The organism is Litoribacillus peritrichatus, from assembly GCF_039537985.1.
GTDB lineage: Bacteria > Pseudomonadota > Gammaproteobacteria > Pseudomonadales > Litoribrevibacteraceae > Litoribacillus > Litoribacillus peritrichatus.
Genome location: NZ_BAABBN010000007.1, coordinates 370,606 through 392,088, shown reverse-complemented (window position 1 = coordinate 392,088; position 21,483 = coordinate 370,606). Strand labels below are relative to the sequence as shown.

The 21,483-nt window shown below is 47.5% G+C and carries 26 protein-coding genes; 22 read left to right on the top strand and 4 right to left on the bottom strand.

The window, feature by feature from the left end:
- Window positions 1-125: 125 nt before the first annotated feature.
- From ABD744_RS11490 to gpt, 6 genes are all read left to right on the top strand, one after another.
- On the top strand, window positions 126-776 hold the full coding sequence (locus ABD744_RS11490) for a TetR/AcrR family transcriptional regulator (protein WP_344798641.1): 651 nt from the start codon (window positions 126-128) through the stop codon (window positions 774-776).
- Between the two features lie 314 nt (window positions 777-1,090).
- On the top strand, window positions 1,091-2,470 hold the full coding sequence (locus ABD744_RS11485) for an 8-oxoguanine deaminase (RefSeq protein WP_344798639.1): 1,380 nt from the start codon (window positions 1,091-1,093) through the stop codon (window positions 2,468-2,470).
- 187 nt (window positions 2,471-2,657) lie between these two features.
- Window positions 2,658-3,503, top strand: coding sequence for a DNA ligase (locus ABD744_RS11480; protein ID WP_344798637.1), 846 nt, complete (start codon window positions 2,658-2,660; stop codon window positions 3,501-3,503).
- A gap of 413 nt (window positions 3,504-3,916) precedes the next feature.
- Window positions 3,917-4,165, top strand: a complete 249-nt coding sequence (locus ABD744_RS11475; RefSeq protein WP_344798635.1) for a type II toxin-antitoxin system Phd/YefM family antitoxin — start codon at window positions 3,917-3,919, stop codon at window positions 4,163-4,165.
- Complete coding sequence (locus tag ABD744_RS11470; protein ID WP_344798633.1) at window positions 4,155-4,439, top strand: type II toxin-antitoxin system RelE family toxin; 285 nt, start codon at window positions 4,155-4,157, stop codon at window positions 4,437-4,439. The genes ABD744_RS11475 and ABD744_RS11470 overlap by 11 nt, the downstream gene beginning before the upstream one ends.
- Window positions 4,440-4,797: 358 nt before the next feature.
- Window positions 4,798-5,274 (top strand): xanthine phosphoribosyltransferase, encoded by a 477-nt coding sequence (gene gpt, locus ABD744_RS11465; RefSeq protein WP_344798631.1) that lies wholly within the window; start codon window positions 4,798-4,800, stop codon window positions 5,272-5,274.
- A 124-nt stretch (window positions 5,275-5,398) separates the two neighbouring features.
- On the opposite strand, the gene ABD744_RS11460 is transcribed toward gpt, so the two are convergent.
- Both ABD744_RS11460 and ABD744_RS11455 read right to left on the bottom strand, forming a co-directional pair.
- Entirely contained in the window at window positions 5,399-5,974 is a 576-nt protein-coding gene (locus ABD744_RS11460; protein ID WP_344798629.1) for a YceI family protein, read from the bottom strand.
- Window positions 5,975-6,001: 27 nt separating this feature from the next.
- Window positions 6,002-6,550, bottom strand: a complete 549-nt coding sequence (locus ABD744_RS11455; protein WP_344798627.1) for a cytochrome b — start codon at window positions 6,548-6,550, stop codon at window positions 6,002-6,004.
- 300 nt (window positions 6,551-6,850) lie between these two features.
- Here ABD744_RS11455 and ABD744_RS11450 point away from each other — a divergent pair, with 300 nt between their 5' ends.
- From ABD744_RS11450 to ABD744_RS11390, 13 genes are all read left to right on the top strand, one after another.
- Window positions 6,851-7,675, top strand: coding sequence for a helix-turn-helix transcriptional regulator (locus ABD744_RS11450; protein ID WP_344798625.1), 825 nt, complete (start codon window positions 6,851-6,853; stop codon window positions 7,673-7,675).
- Between the two features lie 154 nt (window positions 7,676-7,829).
- A complete protein-coding gene (locus ABD744_RS11445; protein WP_344798623.1) occupies window positions 7,830-8,573 on the top strand; it encodes an AzlC family ABC transporter permease in 744 nt (247 codons plus the stop codon).
- Window positions 8,570-8,926, top strand: a complete 357-nt coding sequence (locus ABD744_RS11440; protein ID WP_344798621.1) for an AzlD domain-containing protein — start codon at window positions 8,570-8,572, stop codon at window positions 8,924-8,926. The genes ABD744_RS11445 and ABD744_RS11440 overlap by 4 nt, the downstream gene beginning before the upstream one ends.
- A gap of 18 nt (window positions 8,927-8,944) precedes the next feature.
- The gene (locus ABD744_RS11435; RefSeq protein ID WP_344798619.1) at window positions 8,945-9,880 is read left to right on the top strand and encodes a DMT family transporter; all 936 of its coding nucleotides are present in this window, start codon (window positions 8,945-8,947) and stop codon (window positions 9,878-9,880) included.
- Between the two features lie 44 nt (window positions 9,881-9,924).
- On the top strand, window positions 9,925-10,278 hold the full coding sequence (locus ABD744_RS11430) for a ClpX C4-type zinc finger protein (RefSeq protein WP_344798617.1): 354 nt from the start codon (window positions 9,925-9,927) through the stop codon (window positions 10,276-10,278).
- Window positions 10,279-10,363: 85 nt separating this feature from the next.
- Window positions 10,364-10,789 carry a DUF4399 domain-containing protein gene (locus ABD744_RS11425; RefSeq protein ID WP_344798615.1) on the top strand — a complete coding sequence of 142 codons (426 nt, stop codon included), beginning with the start codon at window positions 10,364-10,366 and terminating at the stop codon, window positions 10,787-10,789.
- A 287-nt stretch (window positions 10,790-11,076) separates the two neighbouring features.
- Window positions 11,077-11,436 carry a TfoX/Sxy family protein gene (locus ABD744_RS11420; protein ID WP_344798613.1) on the top strand — a complete coding sequence of 120 codons (360 nt, stop codon included), beginning with the start codon at window positions 11,077-11,079 and terminating at the stop codon, window positions 11,434-11,436.
- An 11-nt stretch (window positions 11,437-11,447) separates the two neighbouring features.
- Entirely contained in the window at window positions 11,448-11,927 is a 480-nt protein-coding gene (locus ABD744_RS11415) for a DUF1499 domain-containing protein (RefSeq protein WP_344798611.1), read from the top strand.
- A 111-nt stretch (window positions 11,928-12,038) separates the two neighbouring features.
- A complete protein-coding gene (locus ABD744_RS11410) occupies window positions 12,039-13,445 on the top strand; it encodes an MFS transporter (protein WP_344798609.1) in 1,407 nt (468 codons plus the stop codon).
- A 16-nt stretch (window positions 13,446-13,461) separates the two neighbouring features.
- On the top strand, window positions 13,462-14,085 hold the full coding sequence (locus tag ABD744_RS11405) for a LysE family translocator (protein WP_344798606.1): 624 nt from the start codon (window positions 13,462-13,464) through the stop codon (window positions 14,083-14,085).
- Between the two features lie 117 nt (window positions 14,086-14,202).
- Window positions 14,203-15,015 (top strand): acyl-CoA thioesterase, encoded by an 813-nt coding sequence (locus ABD744_RS11400; RefSeq protein ID WP_344798604.1) that lies wholly within the window; start codon window positions 14,203-14,205, stop codon window positions 15,013-15,015.
- 321 nt (window positions 15,016-15,336) lie between these two features.
- Window positions 15,337-15,792, top strand: coding sequence for an META domain-containing protein (locus ABD744_RS11395; protein ID WP_344798602.1), 456 nt, complete (start codon window positions 15,337-15,339; stop codon window positions 15,790-15,792).
- Between the two features lie 72 nt (window positions 15,793-15,864).
- Window positions 15,865-16,851 (top strand): fatty acid desaturase family protein, encoded by a 987-nt coding sequence (locus ABD744_RS11390; protein ID WP_344798600.1) that lies wholly within the window; start codon window positions 15,865-15,867, stop codon window positions 16,849-16,851.
- Here ABD744_RS11390 and ABD744_RS11385 read toward each other — a convergent pair.
- A complete protein-coding gene (locus ABD744_RS11385; RefSeq protein WP_344798598.1) occupies window positions 16,806-17,708 on the bottom strand; it encodes an alpha/beta fold hydrolase in 903 nt (300 codons plus the stop codon). The genes ABD744_RS11390 and ABD744_RS11385 overlap by 46 nt on opposite strands.
- A 208-nt stretch (window positions 17,709-17,916) precedes the next feature.
- Here ABD744_RS11385 and ABD744_RS11380 point away from each other — a divergent pair, with 208 nt between their 5' ends.
- Together ABD744_RS11380 and ABD744_RS11375 are read left to right on the top strand one after the other, a co-directional pair.
- Window positions 17,917-18,297: a DUF3461 family protein gene (locus tag ABD744_RS11380; protein ID WP_344798596.1), complete on the top strand. Its 381-nt coding sequence runs from the start codon at window positions 17,917-17,919 to the stop codon at window positions 18,295-18,297.
- Window positions 18,298-18,375: 78 nt separating this feature from the next.
- Window positions 18,376-18,942, top strand: coding sequence for a YfaZ family outer membrane protein (locus tag ABD744_RS11375; RefSeq protein WP_344798594.1), 567 nt, complete (start codon window positions 18,376-18,378; stop codon window positions 18,940-18,942).
- Between the two features lie 112 nt (window positions 18,943-19,054).
- On the opposite strand, the gene ABD744_RS11370 is transcribed toward ABD744_RS11375, so the two are convergent.
- Window positions 19,055-20,815, bottom strand: coding sequence for a DEAD/DEAH box helicase (locus ABD744_RS11370; RefSeq protein WP_344798592.1), 1,761 nt, complete (start codon window positions 20,813-20,815; stop codon window positions 19,055-19,057).
- Window positions 20,816-21,030: 215 nt separating this feature from the next.
- Here ABD744_RS11370 and ABD744_RS11365 point away from each other — a divergent pair, with 215 nt between their 5' ends.
- The gene (locus tag ABD744_RS11365) at window positions 21,031-21,477 is read left to right on the top strand and encodes a YaiI/YqxD family protein (RefSeq protein ID WP_344798590.1); all 447 of its coding nucleotides are present in this window, start codon (window positions 21,031-21,033) and stop codon (window positions 21,475-21,477) included.
- The last annotated feature ends 6 nt before the right edge of the window (window positions 21,478-21,483 follow it).

Below are 21,483 nucleotides of genomic sequence, written 5' to 3'. Positions count from 1 at the left end.
CAAACCTTTTAATCATGGCTTTTTCGTTACGAGGAACATTCTGTTACAATTGCGCCGATTTGTTCAGCACTGAATACAAAAATGTATCTTCTAAACAGAAGTGAGCACTAAATAAGAGGTTTGTTTTGAGTACCGAGCCAAGAAAATATAAGCCAGGAAAAATCCGTGAACACAACAGCCAAAAAATCCTGGAAGCGGCTGAATGCGAATTTGTGAAACACGGGTATAAGGGTACCAGCATGCAGTCCATCGCTGATGCTGCCGAACTACCTAAGGCCAATGTTCATTACTACTTCAAAAGCAAAGCAAAACTGTATAACGCAGTGCTGGGCGACATTCTTCAACGTTGGAATGAAGTGCTTGCCGACATGAGTGAAGAAGGCGATCCGGCGGAAACATTAGAAAACTACATTCGCGCCAAAGTGGATTTATCCATTCGTTTCCCACAGGCGTCTAAAATCTTCGCCACAGAAATTATTCAGGGCGCCCCGAACCTGAAAGAACACATACGTACGGACCTTCGCCATTGGGTTCGTTCAAAAACCAAGATCATCGAAAGCTGGATTGATCAGGGCAAAATGACCCCGGTAGACCCGGAGCACCTGATTTTTATGATCTGGTCTACAACACAGCATTACGCGGACTTCGAAACTCAGGTACTAACCATCACCAATAAACTTGAGTACGAACAGGAAGACGTGAAAAAAATCAGTGATTTCTTATGTCATATGATTTTGACCGGTTGTGGTTTAAAACCAACCACCAGCTTGGCATAAGCAGTCAACTGATGAGCTACCATAGAAAATTTGGATAAAAAAATGCCGGATCATGTGATCCGGCGAAGGTTGGATTCGAGAAATTAGCCGAAGAAACTAACTAACTTGTATAGATAGACTGGCCAATTTCGATAAAGTTCAGAAGTTTTTAAAAATTATTTAAAATTTTTCAGGCAGATTAACACGCAAGTCACTGCCATGTACCGGACCGGTGCCTGGCTGAATTGCGCCTGACATTTAAAGTCACAAAGCAAAGTACATAAACCCTGTACTCAACAGCAATGCACCTGTCCCTCTTTAACGAGGACATAGGCATGACCTATCCAATATCAAACAACACGCCCCATCAACCTACACTTTGGCTTAAAAACCCATTAGCGGTATTTACCGCCAACGATCAGGACGCCACCAACGGTGTGGTCATCCAGGGCAACCGAATTATTGAACTCATCGCAGAGGGCCAACAACCCAACAGCACCATCGACCAAACCTTCGACGCCTCCCGTCATGTGTTAATTCCCGGCCTGATCAATACCCACCACCACCTGTATCAAACCCTGACCCGAGCCTTCCCGCCTGCACTAAATAAGCGGTTATTCCCATGGTTACAGACGTTGTACCCCATCTGGGCGAAGCTTCAGCCAGAGATGTTGCATGCTGCCACCGAGCTGGGGTTGGCCGAACTGATGTTATCCGGCTGCACCACCGTCGCCGATCATCACTATTTATTTCCTGACGCATTAACCGAAGCCATCGATATTCAGGTCAGTACAGCCAACACCATCGGCAATCGGGTGATGTTAACGCGCGGCTCAATGAGCTTGGGCCAGGATCAAGGCGGGCTGCCGCCGCAAAGTACCGTACAAACCGATGACATCATTCTTCGGGATTGTGAGCGGGTGATTAAACAATTTCACCAGCCCCATGAAGGTGCCATGATTCAGCTGGCACTGGCCCCCTGCTCACCTTTTTCAGTCACCCCCGAATTAATGACACAAACCGCTAGCTTGGCACGAGAGTATGGCGTTCGCCTCCATACCCATTTGGCCGAAACGGAAGACGAAAATGCGTTTTGTTTACAAACCTTCGGGCTTCGCCCCCTCGATTACCTTGAGTCCGTCAACTGGTTAAGCAACGACGTCTGGCTGGCCCACGGCATTCATTTTAACGACGACGAAATTCAACGTTTAGGCCAGGCCGAAGTCGGCATTTGTCACTGCCCTTCGTCAAACATGGTGCTTGCCTCCGGAATTTGTCGCACCAAAGAACTTCAGGCGGCGGGTGCGCATGTGGGTCTGGGCGTGGACGGCTCTGCATCCAATGACGGTTCCAATATGATTCAGGAAGTCCGTCAGGCCCTATTGATCAACCGTCTCCGTTATCAAGCGGATGAGGTTACCCATTTGGACGCCTTGTTCTGGGCGACCAAAGGATCAGCAAAGGTCATCGGCCGACACGATGTGGGAGAACTGGCCGTCGGCAAACAGGCCGATTTGGCTCTATTCAATTTGGATGCACCCAGATTTTCCGGCGCACATGACCCGCTCGCAGCCCTGGTTTTATGCGGAGCACATCAGGCGGATCATGTGATGGTGGGTGGCCAATGGACCGTGACAAATGGCCAACTGATCGGCCAGGATCTGGCAAACATTCAGTCTCGTCATAGCCAGCTGGCCAAACAACTGGTTCAGTAGACCACAGGTTCTTCTAAGCCAAAAGTTTAAACCGATTAACCTGAGCTTCCTTTTTAATTTTGAACAGCCAAACAAAAATGAAGTTCAAATCACGCCTTTCCCGGTAAATCACACTTTTTTCTTGTTGATTCGCCGGGCATCCCGTTTTTAGATGGCATCGAAACAACGCATTTGAAAAAGGATTTTCATGCAGTATTTAGCCATCTTGTTCTTAGTTCTGGCCTGCATCTGGCCCGTGATCAGTTATTCTCAGACCGCACCTTCGGTGATTCTTGCCAACTTATATCAGGGGTCAGAACAACTGGAGAATTATTGGGTCAGCGAAAAATACGACGGCGTTCGTGCCTATTGGACGGGGTCTGCACTGTTCACCCGATCAGGCAGAAAAATATACGCCCCCGAAGCTTGGACCAAAGACTTACCGGACACACCATTAGACGGTGAACTCTGGATTGATTATCAGCAATTTGACCGGGTTTCCGGAATCATCAGCCAAACCACACCGGACGTCGAAGCCTGGAAGCAAGTAAAATACATGGTGTTTGACCTACCGGAGCACAAGGGCGATTTCCAAAGCCGATACCGGGCCTTACAAGCCGTGATTGACGCCCACCAGCAAGACCACTCCCCTGCTCAACTTGTGGTACAACGGCCGGTGCCATCACACCAACAACTGGCGGCCTTGCTCAATCGCAAAGTAAAACAGGGTGCGGAAGGGCTTATGCTCCGTCATATTCACAGCCAGTACCAATCTGGCAGAAGCAATGATTTACTCAAACTCAAGCCTTACATGGACGCAGAAGCCACTGTGGTTGGCCACCAACCGGGCAAAGGTAAATATTTAGGCCTGCTGGGTGCGTTAATCGTTCAAAATGAAGATGGCCAAACCTTTAAAATAGGTACAGGCTTCAGTGACTCAGAGCGTCAATCCCCCCCGCAAACCGGAGAGAGAATCAGTTACCAATATCATGGTTTAACCAAAAACGGACTGCCAAGATTCGCCAGTTTTTTACGAATACGACCAACGGAATAAACTTGCGATTTCAACATAATGAAACCTTTTTTAATCAAAGATTAATTCGGTTTCTATGATCAGAAGTGGGCTTTTTTAGTCGCCCCGATACTGCGAGGGCGGCGAGTATTTATGTGTTGTTGCCAATCAGTGTGGCGGTGTCGAATGATTCAATGTTGCCAAAGAATATCGAAGAAGGGGAACCAAGTATTACAGGAGGATTGGTGCATCTAATTTGAACTTCTTTGGTTTCCGTCATGAGGAAAACCTCCTTGTTGTGAAGTCTTCAAGATAGACAGTCTTTGATAGTTTACTGCCAAAATTTCCACGAAAACGATTTAAAATAAAAAGACCTATTAAGCGGTCTTTTGGTAGCATTTTTCAAAATAAAGACGTATTGTAAGACCTGTTAACCAGTCTTTAAGGAGAGCGTCATGCCCCACAGTGTGTTGGCCGATACCTCGGCCAGTATTTCCGAATTGAAAAAGAACCCTATGGCGACGGTCGCAGCGGGCGGCGGATTTCCAGTGGCGATCTTGAATCGCAATGAGCCGGCGTTTTATTGCGTGCCTGCGGATGCATATGAAGCCTTGATGGATAAATTGGAAGACATTGAATTGAACGCCGTCGCCGACGACCGTGCCGAACAAAAGGAGATTGAGGTCGATTTGGATGACCTATAGCCTGAAGTTCAAGGAAGAAGCGCTTAAAGAATGGAAAAAATTGGGCCACACGCTTCAAGCGCAATTTAAAAAGAAGTTGGCCGAGCGATTAGCGGCGCCACGGGTGGAAGGCGATAAGTTGTCCGGCAGTGTTGATCGGTACAAGATCAAACTTAAACAGGCGGGTTATCGGTTGGTCTACGAGGTGCGGGATTCTGAAATCACGGTGATAGTGATTGCGGTTGGCAAGCGAGAGCGCAACCAAGTGTACAAAATCGCGGCCAAACGAATTTAATACGACTCAATCACCAGCTGTTGTTGCGACTGAAGCGTGTGGCGGTGCTCCATTGGCTGGCAAGAAAGTACCAAGAGCCGGGACACACGACCAAGCTGATTCCTCCCCTGTATTTCAATTCTATCGCCCTCTGTTATAGGTTAAGGGGAAATCAACTGACGCGACAACTATGCTGACACAGAGGATTACCAGAACAATTCAATTCGAATTAATGTGAAGTTAACAGTTTAGTGGCATCTTAAAGTTTCAATGAAAATAGCTGACCATTCTGTTAGAATTTAGCGCCTTTTTAACTTGAAGCTTCAGTTGATCAGAAATCAGGGTTCTGGATCATCAAAGCCGCCACTGAGGATAGTATATGAGTAAGTACGAACTGGATTTCTTCGTTTCTTGGGAAGAGCTTCATAAAACAGGCCGTCGTTTGGCCAAAACCCTACACGAGATCCAGGAGTGGAAAGGCATTCTGTGTGTGACGCGTGGTGGCATGGTGCCTACCGCCATCATTGCCCGTGAGCTGAACATTCGCCTGATCGATACTATCTGCATCACCAGTTACGATGGTCAAAGCCAAGGTGAATTCAAACTGAACAAAGCGCCGGACATAGCCAATGATGGTGAAGGCTGGCTGATCATTGATGATTTGGTCGACACCGGAAAAACCGCCGCTGAAGTACGTCGCCACTATCCAAAAGCCCACTTTGCAACCCTGTACGCCAAACCGGCCGGGCTTGAGTTTGTCGACAGCTACGTTGAAGCCGTGACTCAAAACACCTGGATTCGCTTCCCTTGGGATATGAAGTTAAGTTACGCCGACCCGATCGTTAAAGGCGGCTAACCTGCACGGTAAATTCGTTATTCTGAGCCATTTTTTCTGAACCACTAAAAAAGGGAACCATGAAGGCTCCCTTTTTAGTGCACACATTTTATGCGTGCGTTTCGTTTATGTATTCAAACGATCATTACTTCTGACGAATGCCTTCTGCATGAAGGTACAACTCAACTTCTTTCGAAGCAGGGCCAAGATTGAAGTTCATATTGAAGTCAGACAACGTCAACGTTGCTTTACCTTCAAAACCGTTACGGAATCCACCCCAAGGGTCATTACCGCCACCAATGTGTTCCGCATCAATCACGATCTCTTTGGTCACGCCGTGCAGAGTTAAATCACCGACAATCTGGAATTCGCCGTCCTTACCAGGAATGACTTTCGTGCTTTGGAAAATGGCTTTCGGGAACTCATCCACTTCCAGGAAGTCATTACCACGTAAGTGCTTGTCACGCTCAGCATGATTGGAGTCAATGCTCTTAGTGTTGATCACCACGTTGACCTGACTCGCCGCCAGATTTTTTTCATCGTAAGTGAATTCGCCTTTAAAGTCATTAAAACGACCAGTAAGCCAGCTGTAACCCAAATGCTTGATTTTAAACTGAACGGATGCGTGAGCGCCTTCAGTATCAATGGTGTACTTGTCTGCCCAAGCAGATACGGACATTAGGGCAGCCAAAGATGCCGCAGCAAAAGTTCTTAGTTTCATTCTTATTTTCTCCTAGTTGTTGTTTGGTTATTGACCTTTGATCATTCTCATTAAAGTTCTGTCTTTATCCACAAAGTGATGCTTGAGTGCACCCAATGCATGTAATACCGCTAATCCAATCAAACCGTACGCCAGGTACTCATGTACCCAGCCGGCAATATCACCTTGCCCATCAATGCCATGCACTAATGCAGGCACTTCAAATAAATCAAACACGTTAACCGGATGGCCTTTCGCCGTTGATATTAAATAACCCGCGACCATGACGGATAACATCAGCAGGTACAAACCCATATGCGCCAGCTTTGCACCTTTCTTTTCCAGCGCCGAATGGCTTTCTAAAGATTTGGGTTGAGTATTGATAAAGCGCCAGCCTAAGCGAAACAATATCAATAACAACAACACCATACCGATCGACTTATGGTAAAACGGCAAAACCTGATACAGGCTGTCGTAATAGGTTAGCGAGCGCATGTAAATTCCGGACGCAAACAAACCGATGACGGCCAGCGCTGCCACCCAATGTACGGTAATGGCAACCAAGCCAAATTGATTTTCTGTATTTTTGATTTTCATACGTTACTTCAGTAGTTCGTTAAGGCCTGTGTATTAAGATCGGTTTGCTAAGACAAAGTCGTCTTAAAATGTTTCGTTCAATCTAATGACAACAGAATAGCCTGTAAAATTCCGATAATCTTCTAGAATATTTTGACTAAATAGATCAATTTAGTTGATCTATTTAACGTATCCATCCCTCAGAAGCACGTACCTTTACGATCTTTACATATCCGGTCTTTTAACCAACAAGTCAATTTTGTACTAAACATTCAGCCACAAACTGGCTAGACTTTGAAGACTGTTTACCGGAAATATCGAATGTCTGAATCAGCCAAATACACCTACGCCAAAGACTTAAACAACCTGGAGATGTTGCAGGCCAGTTTTCGTCGTCAAACCTTCGGCAAACATGTCCATGAAGGGTTTTGCATCGGCGTCATCGAACAAGGGGCCCAGGCGTTTTATCATTCCGGTGAAATTCATGTTGCAGACACCAACAGCATCATTTTAGTCAACGCCGATGAAGTCCATACCGGGAATTCAGCGACCGACTACGGCTGGTCATATAAGGCCATTTATCCTACCGCCGAACATTTTGAGCTGATCGGTTCTGAGTTAAGTCAGGCCGGCTGTACCCCGTACTTCAACCAGTCAGTCCTCCACGACCCTTTGCTCGCCAGTCAATTGAAACGGCTATACGCGCTGATCGCTGACCCACAAAACCATGCAACGTTAGAACGTCAAACGGTCTACCTGGAAGTGATGACGCTCCTGATTCAGCGCCACAACCGACACCATTTTCTGTCACCGGTGACCGGTTCAGAACACTGGGCCATTCAGCAAATCAAAGATTATCTGAACGCCAACATGGATCAGAATATTTCTCTGGATGACTTGAGTACTCTGGTGCAGTTAAACCCCCATTATTTAGTCCGAACTTTTCAAAAAGCCACCGGTTTGCCACCCCACGCCTATCACGTTCAGACCCGCCTTCATCAGGCAAAAGCCTTATTGGCCCATGGTCAGCCAATCAGTAATGTTGCACTAAACACCGGTTTTACCGATCAGAGCCATCTCAACCGCCACTTTAAAAAAGCCTTTGGGGTTACTCCCGGTAAATTCCAGCAACAGGCGCGACATTGACATCTGCCGACGTTAAGGTGATCAATACCTGAAACCTGAAACGGACGGAATGTCAAAAACGTACAATATGCCCTTCTAAAACTGCCTTATAGTCACCGGTCTGCTGTCCTTTTAGTTTTACTTTTGGAATACAACACACGATGGTACTTAACCGATGACCCATTCACTCAAACACAAGTTCATAATGGCACTGTCCGGTGCCCGGGATACATTACCATTGGTGCTGGCAGCAGTGCCTTTCGGCATTTTGTTCGGTGCCTTATGTCAGGCATTCGGATTGCCTTTCATGCTTTGTATGGCTATGTCTGTTTTTGTATTCGCAGGATCTTCTCAATTTGTAGCGGTGAATTTACTCGGGATGGGAACCCCTTGGTTCGTGGTGGTGTGCGCAACCTTTGTCGTTAACTTACGTCACATGATGTACAGCGCCAGCTTAATGAAACATGTACGCCAATATTCTTGGCTCAGGCGAGCCGTTATGGCCTTCGGTTTAACCGATGAAACCTATGCAACTGTGCTGAACCGCCTAAATCAACAAGGCGACCAGGCGTTTTGCCAACACTACTATTTAGGCTCCTTCGCCTTTATGTATTCCAACTGGATTCTGTGCAGTGGCTTAGGGTTCTTGGTCGGAGCACAGCTGAAAGATCCTCTCGGCTGGGGGTTGGACGTGGCGATGGTGGTTGCCTTCATCGGCATTGTCACACCTTTATTAAAGAGCAAACTGATGTGGCTCAGCGCGGTGTTGTCAGGTGGCGTGGCCGTGTTAACCCATGACCTGCCGTTCCAAATGAGCATTCTGGTGTCTTCCGTCATCGCCATCGTAATTCCGACCTGGCTGACCTTCAGAACAAAACAAACTACGCCCGTCCTTCAACCTGAGGTGATACAAGAATGAACACCACAGAATTAACCGATCTGCAAAGCCTATTACTGATTGCTGGTATGATGGCGGTAACCTTTGGCATTCGCTTTTTTCCGTTCGCTCTGGCCTCCAAAGACAAACTCTGGGGAAAGTACCAGACACTGGCCGATACAGCATTGAGTTTTGTCCCCGTGGCGGTATTAACTTCGATCATAATGCCAACTGTACTGATCAGACAGTCAGGAATTGTATCTTTCTCTTTCGAAAATTTTCATCTATGGTCGTCATTAGTTGCTTTCGGTGTATCTCTCCTGACCAGAAATTTATTAATGACCGTCGTTTCCGGGCTCGGCACCTTTGCATTGCTCACCGTGTTATTCCATTAATTCAATGAAGGAAAGTCTGTGCCCAACACACTCCAGCCTGATTCAGGCCAGCTCACCCGAGGAATTATATTTGGCTTAATTGCCGCCATGATCTGGGGAGCCTGGCCCGTCATCTCAGCCTACGGAGTAAAGCAATCGCTGTCGGCCAGTGATCTGGTCTTTCTCCGGTTCTTCGTGTCGGGCATCATCCTGCTGCCGATTTTTCTGAAACACAAGTTCACCGGCATCAACCTCGGTAAAGGCCTGGTGTTGGCCGCAGGCGCTGGCGTTGGTTATATCTCGCTGTGTATGTATGGCCTGTCGTTTGCACCTGCCAGCCACTTCGGTGTCATTACCCCCAGCTGCATGCTGACCTTCACCACACTAGGAAGCTGGTTGTTTTTAAAAGAAAAGCTCACAATGAGCCGGGTCTTCGGCTTCGGTATCATTGTGTCCGGAGTCCTGACCATCGGCTGGTCAAGCATTCATTCCGGCACCGTCAACCCGGATTACCCTGAAAGCTGGAAAGGCGACCTGATCTTCATTGTCTGTGGTTCTTTATGGGCGACCTACACCCTATGCAGCCGATCCTGGAAAGTGGAAGCCTTCCATGCCACTTCACTGGTATCAGTATTGTCGATGCTGATTATCACCCCTCTGTATTTCCTGTTCATGGAGTCCAACCTGACGACCGCCCCGATCGGTGAAGTGATTTTTCAAGGAACGGCTCAAGGGGTATTTACCGCCGTGCTGGCTTTATTATTCTTCAGTAAGTCCGTTAATTTGATCGGTGCCAGCAAAGGCGCTGTATTTGGCGCTTTGGTTCCGGCCGTTGCCTTGATATTATCCGTTCCGGTTTTATCGGAAATCCCTAATTTCATGGAAATCATGGGCGTCATCATTGTCAGCATCGGGATGCTGTTCGCGTTGGGGCTGATAAAACCGCCAAACAGGCAAGTCCGCCTTCAAAACTGACAATTCAACTAAGTTGAAGGCCCCAAACAGAGATGGTTGCGCATATGAACGAACAACAGAAACAGCAAATTAAACGCCTTTTGGCGCAATTCTCTGAGCAGGAAAAACAGGATCTTAAAACACAGATGGGCATTGATTTGGATGCCGACCTAAACCCTGACACCATTGACCCTGAATTGGCCAAACTGTTAATCGGCAGTGGTGTTGTAAAGGATAGCGGCGCTGTTAAGTCAGAGAAGAAAGAAACTAATACGCACCTGACACAGACTTCGGACAAAAATGCGGCCTGCTCTTTCTGCGGCAAGTCCAGTGCAGTTGTGGGTTCTTTAATAACATCCCCGCAAGGCGCAGCCATTTGTCGTAAATGCATTATGCAACACCACGCCAGCGCAGAATAAACACCTGTTCGTCAGAACAAGCTGGCCATCCTTCCAGCGCAGACTACACTTTCTGAGTGATCTCTAACCACTCAGGAAGGATGCGATGAAAACCTATTCAAAATACCTCGCTGGTGTAGTGTTAGCGTGCACCTTAGGTGCATACAGCCATATCACCGTCGCCACCGAGTCCCCGGAAGGCGCCCAAGTCTACATTATCTCTCCTAACAATGGCGAAACAGTGCCCTCAACCTTCACCGTCAAATTTGGTCTTCAGGGCATGGGGATTGCGCCCGCAGGCATTGATAAAGCCAAAACAGGGCATCATCACCTGCTGGTCAACGCCAAATCATTACCTCCGTTCGATCAGCCAATGGGCAGTGATGTGAAGCACTTTGGCGGCGGCCAGACTGAAACCACCCTGACCCTGCCACCGGGTAACCACAAACTACAACTCATCCTTGGGGATAAAAACCACATTCCTCATAACCCGCCGGTGGTTTCTGAAGTGGTCAAGGTCATCGTTAAATGATACTTTTTCCAGCGTACCGTCATTCATCGTGCGCATCCGTAAGGTTGCCACGATGGACACTCACTCCCCGAAATACCTTATTTCTATCTATTATTCCGCTTACAGCCATTCAATGACGATCCCGGTTTTTTGATAAAATCACTACTTCTCAACGCAATCAACTTGGCTAATGGTGATTCTGGATTTATGCTGTTTTTGGCTGTCAGCCACTGTGGATTTGAACCACGGCGCCAGCCCGACTTTTGGGCATAACAATAATGTAACCCGCGTTGAACAGGCGACTTCTAATGAAAAATTCTGAGTTCGTTGACTATTTATGTGAACAATTAATGACTGTTGGCCCCGTTCGCTCTAAACGCATGTTTGGTGGCTTCGGACTGTTTATGGACGAGCTGATGTTCGGTCTGGTGGCCGATGACATTCTTTATCTGAAGACCGATGATCAAACCAGGGGCAATTTTGAAGCTCTGGGATTGGAACCCTTTCGTTTTCAAAAGGGAGATAAATTAATTGCGTTAAGTTATAGTCAGGCACCTGAAGAAGCGTTAGAACAGCCTCACTTACTCTGTGAATGGGCCAACGAAGCGTATGGCGCGGCCCTCAGGTCAGCCAAACCCAATAAAAACAAAAAAAAGAAATCACTGTAAGGCAAAGGATTATGTTCAAAAAGCTCGCTGTGTGGCTTTTCGTGGTGTTATTCATTGGATGCGCTGCGCTTATTACTCGTTTTTATACACTGGGCCTGCAATCCCAGGAAATGATGGCCATCGGCCTGGTTTCTGGCACCTTATCACCCTGCCCGGAAAAGCCCAACTGCATCAACAGTGAGTTTCCTGAGGACACTGGCCATTACACCGAACCCATGTCGATCGACGGTCGGGAATGGGCACAAATTCAAACGTTACTGAAAACAGCACTGCGCAAAGATAAAGGCGTCATCAAACACGTCAGTGACAACTATCTGGCCGCTGAATATCAAAGCCAGACGTTTGGTTTCATTGATGATGTGGAGTTTCGATTTGACCCCGTAACCCAGTTATTGCATGTACGTTCTGCCTCCCGTGTGGGTTACAGCGACCTGGATGCGAACAAAGAACGAGTCATGCGCTTAAAACAGTTCATCAATGACCTGCGTTAAATTACTCAAATCGAAAAATTTGACCAATTAGACCAAGATTTTTCACTGGTTAATTGATAGAAAGCTCTTTAAGCTGGAATCCTACCATCACTCCAGTTTATCGAGCTTTTTATGTCTTCTTCATCTGATAAAAACCTATCGGATCAGTTCATTATTTGGGTCATTATCCTGACTCAATTTGCCACTCCGTTTATGTTCTCCGGGGTTGCCATCACCTTGCCTGAAATGGGCCGGGAATTGCACGCCAGCGCTGTGGCTCTGGGGTTGGTTGAGTCGGTTTATTTGGGGATGTCAGCCGCTTTATTATTACCAATCGGCAGGATTGCCGACGCCACTGACCGCGCAACCTTGTTTAAAATTGGTTTGGTCGGCTACTCCTTGTGTACCCTGTTCATCAGCTTTCTGCCAAGCATTGAACTCATTATTGCCTTTCGGGCAGCACAGGGCGCATTTGGTGCCTTATTGATGGCGACCGGCATGGCAATCATTTCTCAGAAAATCCCCCCTGAAAGGCTGGGCAAAGTCATTGGCCTGAGCGTTGGTGCTGTTTATGCGGGGCTGTCTGCGGGACCGTTAATTGCTGGCTGGATCACCGCGCATTACGGCTGGCGCGCGGTGTACAGTTTGACATTTATCCCCCTTATGATATCGACCTTATTGGCCGTCTGGGCATTACCGAGCCACTGGCAACCGATGAAAACGCGCTTGGACTGGGTTGGCAGTGTTTGTATCTTCCTGGCGATGGGGTTATTGATTTACGGCAGCGCGTCACTGGATTCCGTATGGGGCATCGTCGGTTTAGTCAGTGGCTTTGGCTTCATGCTGCTGTTCTTTTTCAGCCAAACCAAAGTCACCTTGCCATTGCTGGACTTAAAAGAAATGCGTGCCAACTACAATTTCAGCCATGCCTTACTGACTCAGTTGTTCATGTACGTGGGGGCTTTTGGTGCCACCTTTGTACTGGGCTTATATTTACAGTCCATTCAACATTTTTCGCCAAGTGAAGCGGGTCAGACGTTGGTTGTCGGGCCGATTTTAATGGCCATTTTAGCGCCGTTATCAGGTCGGCTGTCGGATAAGTTCAACAAGCGCATCTTAACAACATTCGGCGTTTCTATGGCGATTATCAGTATGAGCCTAGCGTTACAGCTCGACCAGAATTCGGGGCTGCCTTTGATTCTGGCGGTGATTATCTTTCAGGGGCTGGGCTTTGCGTTCTTTTCTTCACCGAATATTGCCATCATTATGAGCAGCGTAGACGCCAGCAAATATAGCTTAGCAACAGCACTGAGCGCTAAAATGCGAGCCTTGGGCATGGTATTCAGCATGATCATCATCACGTTGGTGACCTCAGTTTACCTAGGCAAACAAACCATTGAGCAAGCCCCTGACGATTACATGCAGGTGTTAGCCATTACTTTTTCGGTGTTTACGGGCCTGCTGATCATTGCCTGGTTGTTTTCTGCCAGTGCAATTAAGGCCAGACAGCAACCGGATCAAGTGACCGCCAATCAATAAGGAAGCATAAATTGTTATGTTGAGCATCGAAACCATCACCTTATTTTTCACCGCCAGTGTGTTGCTGTCTCTAAGTCCGGGTCCCGACAACATTTTTGTGCTGATCCAATCCATGACGCAAGGTTTCAAAGCCGGCAGCGTCATCATTTTAGGGCTGTGCTCCGGCCTCCTGACCCACTCCATTGCGGTGGTGCTGGGGGTTGCGGTCATTTTTCAAACCTCGGAAGTCGCGTTCACCGTGTTAAAACTGGTGGGAGCCGCCTATCTCATTTACCTTGCCTGGGGCGCACTACGAGCCAAACCCTCTGAGCTTAATCAAGAACAACAGCGACTGCCGTTAAAACAGCTCTACTTCAGAGGCATAGTGATGAGTTCAACCAACCCTAAGCTGTCCATTTTCTTCATGGCGTTCTTACCTCAGTTTGTCACCCCTGAAACTGGCAATGTTACTCTACAGCTGATCACCCTGAGTGGCTTATTTATCCTGGCCGCCCTGTTGGTCTTTCACACCATCGCTTTATTATCGGGCTACTTAGGCAACAAACTGAATGAATCAGATCGTGTTCAGTTGTTTCTCAACCGACTGTCCGGCTTTGTTTTTGTTGGATTAGCGTTGAAGTTAGTCACCACAGACAGATAAGCCACCAGCATGCGTTTCCAGCCACTCATAATCATCATGATTATGAGTAATGGCTTGTTTCATCGGCTTTGATTAGTATGCATAAGCATTGCAACATCCGATGAATTTGAGGCGACTATGAGCAACTACCACAACACGCTTTCCCAGTTATCCACAGCCCAGCCAAATTACCGCATTGAAATACCGGAAAGCTGGGGACAAGGCCGGGCAACCTTCGGCGGCTTAATTGTCTCTCTGCTGTACAAAGCCATGCGCCTCAACGTAGCGCAAGATCGGCTGATTCGCACGGTCAGCGTCTCCTTCGTAGGACCAGTAGCCCGTGGCGCACTGGACATCGAAGTAACCATTTTACGAGCCGGCGGTTCAGTGACTCAGGTGGAAGCCAAAGCGCTGCAGGAAGGTCAAGTGCAATGCGTGGTACTGGCCAGTTTCGGCGCCAAACGAGATTCTGAGCTGAACATCCCTGCCCCGCTAGCACCGGATGCCAAACCACCCGAAGACTGCCGTGAAATGCCCTACATCCCGGGCGTACTGCCCGAATTCACACAACACGTGTGTTATCGCTGGGCATTCGGCGACATGCCATTTTCCAACTCGAAGCATCATGAGATGGGCGGCTGGATTCGCTTCAAACAACCCGAGGAAGAACTGCAGCATCAACCGGTAGACGAAGCGGCTGTTTTGTCGCTGGTAGACGCCTGGCCACCGGCTTTATTGCCTTTGTACAAAAAACCTGCACCGGCCAGCTCTCTCAGCTGGTACATCGAGTTCATTCAACCCATCGAAGCCATTGACGCCGAAAGCTGGTTACTCTACAAAGCGGACATCGACCAGGTTTCGAGCGGTTACGGCCAAACACACGCACAGCTTTGGTCCAGTGACGGTGAGTTAATCGCCATCAGCCGTCAAACCATTGCTGTATTTGCTTAATGCCAGACACAGCAAAACGCCAGATGAAACAGAAAAACCAAATTCAACAGAAAGCCAAGTCAGTCATTTTGAGACCTTCTGCACCAGCAGGCTGCTGAGTTTCGTCATCGAGGCAGAACTAACAAGGCAAAATCAGGCGAAAACGCGGAGTCAGTGTGCCCCTTGGGTATTATGTTTATAAATGAGCATTTTGAGCCTGATTTTAACGCCGTTAGGGCAACACAGATAGAAAATCAGCAACCTGCCAGATTGAGCTTGATCTTTTAAGCAAAGCCCTCACAATACCAGATCATTCAATTTTTGGCCCGAGAAGACTGACACATGCGCACCTCAAAACATTTCATTCCTCGTAAACCTTTCGCTGTGTTGGCGTTTTTGATGATCAGCAGCCTGATTACGGGCTGCTCTTCTTTGATCGGCCCTTCATCCCCTTCTCTTATTAACACCCAATGGACGTTAAAAGAGATTTTTGGCCAACCGGCTCAAGTTCAAGCGCATCAAAAACCGGCCTATTTAGTGTTTGCAGCGAGCGGAGAACTCAAAGGCTATTCGGGCTGCAATCACCTGTTTGGCCGGTACCACCAGTTCAATACCACCTTATCTTTCTCCCAAGTCGCCAGCACTCTGATGGCTTGCCCCGGCAACACCATGGACAATGAATCCAATCTGATGAAACTTCTGGAGCAGCCAATCACCTACATCATCAAAGGCAAAACCTTGGTGTTCTTCGATAACAAACAACAGCCTTTAGCCAAGTTCGTATTGGTTAATTCTTAAGCGCAATGATGTCATGGACAGTTCGGCCTGCTCAGCCATAATCAATACACGGGGTTAAAATGAGTAAACGCCATGCCTTCTGCCAGCATTCACAAAAATGACTATTTAAGTTCTGAAGAAATTCAACGACTCAAGACTGCTAATAACAAGAAGGCAGCTTGGGGCTTGGCGTTCAACTGGATTGTGATTGGCCTGGCGTTTTTTCTGGTGGCTTTCGACACCAACCCGCTGACGTTGCTGATAGCGCTCATTCTGCTTTCCGGCAGACAACTGGGGTTAGGCATCATCCTTCATGATTGCTCCCATCGTTCCTGGTTTGCAACCCACAAACAAAACGACTTCTTTGGCCACTGGCTGGCCGGAATTCCAATTTTAGTGCCAATGCGGTTTTATCGGCCTTACCACTTCGTACACCACACCAAAACCGGCACCAAGCAAGACCCGGATGTGGATAACATCAAGCAATACCCCGTCACCCGTGCGAGCATGCAGCGCAAAATTATTCGTGACTTTGCCGGGTTATCGGGTTTAAAAGCCATTTACGGCGTTTTGTTCTTCGCAAATACCGGTCGTGTTGGCAATACGGTATCTCTTGGTAATCAAGCATCGGGAAAAAACCAACAACAAGCCATTCAATTCGCATTAGCCAATTTCAGAGATATTTTGATCTTTCACGGTTTGGCATTCGGTTGCTTTGTTTACTTCGACCATCCCTGGCTTTACGGCCTTTGGTGGCTTTCTTATATTTTCACTTACCCTTTCATTATTCGACTCAGACAAATCGCTGAACACGGTGCTATGCCAACGCTCGCCAGTAAAGACGTTCGGGAGACGACCCGAACCACGTTAGCCTCTTGGTGGGAACGATTAACCTTCGCCCCGAATTATGTCAATTACCATTGCGAACACCATTTCTTACCCACAGTGCCAGGTTACCATCTGCCAGAAATGCATCACCTATTGAAAAACCGGGGGTTTTATCAGGAACACAAACCCGCGTTAGTTGAAGGCGGCTATTTGGAAGTACTAAGACTTGCGGCTTCTGCCAAAGCCGATTGAAAAGCCTGACAGACCTCTTCTGGCGCTTCTACTTGCGGATAATGACCAATACCGGCCAACTCAGAAACGCATCCATTCGGAACCAACTCTCGGAAGCGTTCGACCAAATGGGCACCGGATATCGGATCAATCAAACCATCAATCAAATGCAAAGGCACATCCGTTTCTTGTAGCGCGCCCACCCATCGAGAGCGAAATTGTTTGCGCTCTTTCATGTAGCAAATTAATTTCGGCATGACAGCCCGCCCCTCGTGGTGCGTCAACAATTCCCACAAAAGAGCAATGTCATCACAGGTCATTTTCGAAGAACAAATACGCTGAAAGTTAGCCATGAGCTTTTGTTTGGTCATGAGCCGGGCAATCCAGCCACCTACAGGGCTCATCAACAACTTCTGGACAAGCAAGGGCCGATGGGTTTCAGGAAACAAACCACCATTTAAAAAAGTGACAGATTCAATATGAAAACTCAGCTGCCCAAGGTTATGCCTTGCTAACAACTCCTGAGCAACCGTATCGCCATAATCATGTGCAAGAATATGCGCGGTTTCAACACCCTGAATACTCAACAACATCTCGTATAAATCCGCCTGAGCAGCAATGGTGTAGTCAAAGTATTTGGGCTTATCCGACAAACCAAACCCGAGCATATCCGCAGTGATTAACCTGAACTTAGCCGACAACGCCGCCCACATCGGTTGCCAATCCCAGCTCGCCGAAGGAAACCCGTGAATTAATAACAATGGCGACCCTGCACCGGATGTTTTATAGAAAATCCGGTGCTGTTGATAATCAAAAAAATCACCTGTGTTTTGCCAATCCATTAAAGGCTGAGACAGCATAGAAAACCCTTTAGTCATTCTTATTATCGCCAAACATCATGAGTTAAAGCTCACCTTAACAATTACCCACTAAGAAACAAGTCCGAACTGACCCATTTTGAACGATTAGCCCTCAAGACCTGTCAGACATCATTATCGAAGCGATGGTTATCTGCTAATGTAGTAGCATAACAATCGTTTCTACTGTCACTTTTATTTGTCATCCGTAGCCATAGTCGAGGTCGTCATGGAATACAACTCCCTCAAATCTCTCGGTGTGAAAAACACTGCAGACATTGAAAAATACACCCTTCGCAGTGAACTGACTCAGGACGTGCTAAAAATCTATCACACCAAAAAAAAAGGTGAGTTATTTAATCGCAGTGAGAAGTTTAAATTCCCGCGCAGCAAACGCATGGTGCGCTCTCAAAGTAACCCGAATGAATACAAAGAAATGAGCGAAGTATCCGCCGTTTTAACCCACGTGCTGGCCGAACTGGACGACATCACCAACCACGTTCATGACGAAAAAACCGTGAAAGAACAAATTCTTTCCGACCTGCGTCATCTGGAAAAGGTAGTTCAAAGTAAAATTTCAGAAATTGAAGAAAAGCTGGATAGGATTTAACGGTTGGTTGTCCAATTGCGTATTATTTAAAAGTATACTGTTACTTTTAGGTTAAATACCCAATACTCAAGGACTCCAATGAAATCAAACATCTTTGCAAAATCCTTCATTACAGGCCTGGCAGCGCTGGGCTTTTCCGGCAGCCTTTTGGCCAGCGGCTTCGAGTTCAACTTATCGGATGATTCGGTTTACGGCAAATACACATCAACCGACGAATTACCGGTACAGTTTGGCGCAGGTTACCTCTACCACGAGGGTGGCAGAAATCTGTTCAACCTCGATTTACACGCGCAGAATACATCAAGCTTTCAAGGCCAAAGAGTTCATACGGGGATTGGCTTTAAAACCATAGGCTACAAAGAGCATGGCGTTGATGGTTTAGGCGTGGGTCTGGGTGGTTTTGGTGAAATGGAATTAAGTCAGGTGCCGGGGTTATCACTCAGCGCTTCTGGCCACTACGCCCCATCCATTTTAACCTTCAGCGACACCGACAATTTCACCTGGCTTGAAGCAGCGGCAAACTACCAGGTTATGCCTAACGCAGATGTACAAGTGGGTTATCGCTACGTGGAAGCCGGTTTTGATCACACCAAGGATCGAAGTGTAGAGTCGACCGGCTTTTTGGGCTTCCGTTTCCACTTCTAAGATCGCGGGGCATGGCCGTTGATGCTCATGCTTAAATAGCTTGGCCATAAACACCGGACACAAAAAAAGCGCTTGGTCACCCAAGCGCTTTTTTTATATAACCTCAGACGAGTTATTCGTCATCGGTCTTACGAGGCTTGCGGTTTGCGCCTTTTTTGAATGGCTTGCCTTTGCGAGGCTTAGGGCCATTGCTCACTTTGGAAATACGCATTGGCATACCGACAACACGAATTTTCTTCAAGTGATCAAACACTTCTGAAGGCATACCTTCCGGCAAAGAAACAAAAGTACAGTCATCTTGAATTTCAATCTGACCAATGTACTTGCTTTCCATGTCGGCTTCGTTAGCGATCGCACCAACAATGTGCTTAGGCTCAACACCGTGGTTGCGACCCACTTCCAAACGGAAGTTTTCCATCGGCACACCAGTGTCACGAGGCTTACGCTCACGAGGCTTACGATCACCACGCTCTCCGCGCTCACGACGAGTACCACGGCCGTCATCATCACGTGTTTCAAAGTCTTTACGACGATCACGCTTAGGACGGTCTTTGATCAATAATGGCTCATCACCCTGAACCAACTTAGCCAGAGCCGCAGCAATTTCAAGCGCCGGGATGTTTTGTTCGTTCTGATACTGCTCAACCAATTCCTGGAAGAACTGCAAATCACCTTCAGCAGATAAAGCCTCAGTGATCTTATCTTTAAAGCGAGACACACGACGATCGTTAACGTCTTGCGTGGAAGGCAAGGTCATTTCTTCGATCTTCTTGTTGGTCGCCTTTTCAATGGCACGCAACATACGACGTTCACGTGGCGCAGCGAACAAAATAGCTTCACCGCTACGACCGGCACGACCAGTACGACCAATACGGTGAACATAGGCCTCAGTGTCGTAAGGAATATCGTAGTTGATCACGTGCGTAATACGCTCAACGTCCAAACCACGGGCAGCAACGTCGGTAGCAATCAGAATATCTAACTGACCATTCTTCAAGCGATCAACCGTACGGGTACGGGACGCCTGAGCCATATCACCATTAAGTGCGGCGGCTGAATAGCCACGCGCTTCCAGCTTTTCAGCCAGCTCTTCGGTCGCGTTTTTGGTACGAACGAACATAATCAAGCCATCAAATGGCTCGGTTTCCAGAATTCGGGTCAATGCATCCAGTTTATGCATACCGCTGACCATCCAAACACGCTGACGAATGGTCGATGCGGTTTGAGTTTTCACCTTGATGGTAACAATCTTAGGTTCATTCAGATAATTGGTTGCGATGCGTTTAATTTCTTTTGGCATCGTTGCCGAGAACAAGGCGATTTGACGCTGCTCAGGGGTTTGCTCCAAAATCCACTCAACGTCGTCAATGAAGCCCATGCGTAGCATTTCATCCGCTTCATCCAGTACCAAAGACTGAAGGTCGGACAAGTCCAGAGTGCCACGGCGCATGTGATCCATAACACGACCCGGTGTACCTACTACAACGTGGACACCACGTTTTAGCGCACGAATCTGGGCACTGTAATCCTGGCCGCCATAAATCGGCAGAACATGGAAACCTTTACGACGTGAAGCGTACTTCTGGAAAGCTTCAGCAACCTGAATTGCCAATTCACGCGTTGGCGCAAGCACCAAAGCCTGTGGCTTATTTTTACGAAGGTTAATAGTAGAAACCAGCGGCAAAGCAAACGCCGCAGTTTTACCGGTACCGGTCTGAGCCTGACCCAGTACATCGTGACCTTCCATCACGTGAGGAATAATTTGAGCCTGAATTGGCGAAGGAGATTCATAACCCACGTCTTTTAGAACTTTCATGACGTAATCAGGAAGTCCAAGATCGTCGAAGGTTAAGTTTTCTATCTCATCTGACATTTAGGGGGCCTTATATAGCAAAGGAAAAAGATAAAACGGACCACCCTAGGATAAAATTTGAACGAAGTCAGACAAGACCACCACCCTGGTAATCTCAAAATCCTTAAGTGGATACGTTTTCGGCTGCGCAGTATAGCGACTTGCCGTCCACATTGCATGTACTGTTTAATAGCAACCTTCATTTCCTATCAGACTTACCTTCAGGAACTATACATATGTCGATCTGGGTTGATGCCGATGCTTGTCCAAGAGTCATCAAAGACATTTTATTTCGGGCTGCAGAAAGGGCCGCTATTGAGTTGATTCTAGTCGCAAATCAACCGCTTTCCACACCTCCGTCCAAATATATTCGCTCGGTGCAGGTCATGCAGGGTTTTGACGTGGCCGATAACCACATTGTTCAGAACAGCGAAGCTGGCGATCTGATCATCACCGGCGACATTCCGCTGGCCGCCGAGGCCATTGAGAAAGGCGCCATCATATTAACGCCTCGCGGTGAAAGCCTGCATAAAGGCAACATTGGCCCAAGATTAACCATGCGAAACTTCATGGAAGACATGCGCAGTGCCGGTCAGATCAGCGGCGGCCCTGCCACTATGAATCAAACCGAACGTCGGGATTTTGCCAATAAATTAGATCAGTGGATCGCAAAAAATAAATGAGCATTA

Coding starts and splice junctions, on each gene's coding strand:
- ABD744_RS11485 (WP_344798639.1), top strand. CDS start 1,091: ATGACCTATCCAATATCAAACAACACGCCCCATCAACCTACACTTTGG.
- ABD744_RS11480 (WP_344798637.1), top strand. CDS start 2,658: ATGCAGTATTTAGCCATCTTGTTCTTAGTTCTGGCCTGCATCTGGCCC.
- ABD744_RS11475 (WP_344798635.1), top strand. CDS start 3,917: ATGCCCCACAGTGTGTTGGCCGATACCTCGGCCAGTATTTCCGAATTG.
- ABD744_RS11470 (WP_344798633.1), top strand. CDS start 4,155: ATGACCTATAGCCTGAAGTTCAAGGAAGAAGCGCTTAAAGAATGGAAA.
- gpt (WP_344798631.1), top strand. CDS start 4,798: ATGAGTAAGTACGAACTGGATTTCTTCGTTTCTTGGGAAGAGCTTCAT.
- ABD744_RS11460 (WP_344798629.1), bottom strand. CDS start 5,974: ATGAAACTAAGAACTTTTGCTGCGGCATCTTTGGCTGCCCTAATGTCC.
- ABD744_RS11455 (WP_344798627.1), bottom strand. CDS start 6,550: ATGAAAATCAAAAATACAGAAAATCAATTTGGCTTGGTTGCCATTACC.
- ABD744_RS11450 (WP_344798625.1), top strand. CDS start 6,851: ATGTCTGAATCAGCCAAATACACCTACGCCAAAGACTTAAACAACCTG.
- ABD744_RS11445 (WP_344798623.1), top strand. CDS start 7,830: ATGACCCATTCACTCAAACACAAGTTCATAATGGCACTGTCCGGTGCC.
- ABD744_RS11440 (WP_344798621.1), top strand. CDS start 8,570: ATGAACACCACAGAATTAACCGATCTGCAAAGCCTATTACTGATTGCT.
- ABD744_RS11430 (WP_344798617.1), top strand. CDS start 9,925: ATGAACGAACAACAGAAACAGCAAATTAAACGCCTTTTGGCGCAATTC.
- ABD744_RS11425 (WP_344798615.1), top strand. CDS start 10,364: ATGAAAACCTATTCAAAATACCTCGCTGGTGTAGTGTTAGCGTGCACC.
- ABD744_RS11420 (WP_344798613.1), top strand. CDS start 11,077: ATGAAAAATTCTGAGTTCGTTGACTATTTATGTGAACAATTAATGACT.
- ABD744_RS11415 (WP_344798611.1), top strand. CDS start 11,448: ATGTTCAAAAAGCTCGCTGTGTGGCTTTTCGTGGTGTTATTCATTGGA.
- ABD744_RS11410 (WP_344798609.1), top strand. CDS start 12,039: ATGTCTTCTTCATCTGATAAAAACCTATCGGATCAGTTCATTATTTGG.
- ABD744_RS11405 (WP_344798606.1), top strand. CDS start 13,462: ATGTTGAGCATCGAAACCATCACCTTATTTTTCACCGCCAGTGTGTTG.
- ABD744_RS11400 (WP_344798604.1), top strand. CDS start 14,203: ATGAGCAACTACCACAACACGCTTTCCCAGTTATCCACAGCCCAGCCA.
- ABD744_RS11395 (WP_344798602.1), top strand. CDS start 15,337: ATGCGCACCTCAAAACATTTCATTCCTCGTAAACCTTTCGCTGTGTTG.
- ABD744_RS11390 (WP_344798600.1), top strand. CDS start 15,865: ATGCCTTCTGCCAGCATTCACAAAAATGACTATTTAAGTTCTGAAGAA.
- ABD744_RS11385 (WP_344798598.1), bottom strand. CDS start 17,708: ATGACTAAAGGGTTTTCTATGCTGTCTCAGCCTTTAATGGATTGGCAA.
- ABD744_RS11380 (WP_344798596.1), top strand. CDS start 17,917: ATGGAATACAACTCCCTCAAATCTCTCGGTGTGAAAAACACTGCAGAC.
- ABD744_RS11375 (WP_344798594.1), top strand. CDS start 18,376: ATGAAATCAAACATCTTTGCAAAATCCTTCATTACAGGCCTGGCAGCG.
- ABD744_RS11370 (WP_344798592.1), bottom strand. CDS start 20,815: ATGTCAGATGAGATAGAAAACTTAACCTTCGACGATCTTGGACTTCCT.
- ABD744_RS11365 (WP_344798590.1), top strand. CDS start 21,031: ATGTCGATCTGGGTTGATGCCGATGCTTGTCCAAGAGTCATCAAAGAC.